Consider the following 1,300-nt stretch of genomic DNA (forward strand, 5'->3'; position numbering starts at 1 on the left):
TGAGGGGCCTCGCGTTTTCCGGACAGCTGGCTGATGGGTGATCTGCGGGCAGATCTACGCTGCTTGCTGCCGGTTCAGGTACTCAGTGTGGACCTCAAGAGGGGTCCGGTACCCGTTCGCAGAATGAAGCCTGCGTCGATTATAGAAGCCTTCGATGTACTGCACAACCGCGCGTCGCGCTTTGGCTTGCGTGGCAAATATCATACGGTTGAGCCACTCGTTCTTCAGTGCACCAAAGAACGATTCCGCCAGCGCGTTGTCCCAGCACACGCCGGTCTTGCCGACCGACCGGCGCATCTTGTACTTCTTGGTCAGGTGCCGGCCGAACTCGTCGCTGGTGTAGTTCGACCCGCGGTCGCTATGAAAAATGCAGCCCTTCTCGATGTCGATGTTCCCGGCCGCCGAGTCCAGGGCAGCCGTGATGAGCGAGGTCTTGAAGTGATCGGCCATCGCCCAACCGACCACCATTTTCGAATGGCAGTCGATGACCGTTGCCAGGTAAAGAAACCCATCCCAGGTGGGGATGTAGGTGATGTCGCCGACCAGCTTCATACCGGGCCGGTCGGCGGTGAAGTCCCGGCAGACCAGGTCGGGGATCGCGTCGGGCTCACCCACCTGGGTGGTGACCGGCCGCCACGACCGCGGCTGCACCGGCTGAAGGCCCAGCTCCCGCATCAACTGCCGCACCAGCTCCGGCGAGACCTCCTCGCCCGAGCGAACCAGCACCGCGTGAATCCGCCGATACCCATAAGTCTCGTGATTGGCCGCGAACACCGCCTCGATCACCGGCTTGAGGCGTTCACGACGTTCGGCAGTCGCCGACATCGGACGGGTGCGCCACTCGTAAAACCCGGACCGCGACACCCGCAGCCAGATGCACATGTCGACGATCGCGTGGGCGGCCTTCTCCGCGTCGATGAGCTCGTACTTGGCGCTCACCGGTGATCCCTCGCGAAGAAGGCCGCGGCTTTTTTCAAGAAGTCGTTCTCTTCGCGGAGTCTGCGGTTCTCCCGCTCGAGCTCAAGTTCCCGCGCGCTCATCTTCTCGCCGCCGGAGTCTCCGGTCGCCGCGCCACCACCGTGCCGTCTGCGGTAGTCCTTGACCCAGTTGCCGAGCGTGGTGTCGTGAATCCCAACCTCACGGGCCACATGGGCGATGGGGCGTGGGCCATCCAGGACCATGCGGACGATCTCGTCCTTGTGCTCCTGGGTGAAATGCCGCCTCTGTCGTGCCAACGACCTTCCTTCCAGTTCTCCCCAACCCTAGTTGGGGAGCTGTCCGGAAGGTCCGGGGCACCTCA

The 1,300-nt window shown here is 63.1% G+C and carries 1 protein-coding gene; it reads right to left on the reverse strand.

Annotated elements, in window-relative coordinates; all coding sequences use genetic code 11:
* Positions 1-54 precede the first annotated feature (54 nt).
* Positions 55-1,235 (reverse strand): IS3 family transposase gene (locus tag AMA02S_RS39670; RefSeq protein WP_157431173.1). Its coding sequence is split into 2 segments (ribosomal slippage): positions 55-962 and positions 962-1,235, totalling 1,182 coding nucleotides; the frame shifts between segments, so codons are not numbered across the junction.
* Between the last annotated feature and the right edge of the window lie 65 nt (positions 1,236-1,300).

Source organism: Actinomadura macra NBRC 14102, assembly GCF_001552215.1.
GTDB lineage: Bacteria > Actinomycetota > Actinomycetes > Streptosporangiales > Streptosporangiaceae > Spirillospora > Spirillospora macra.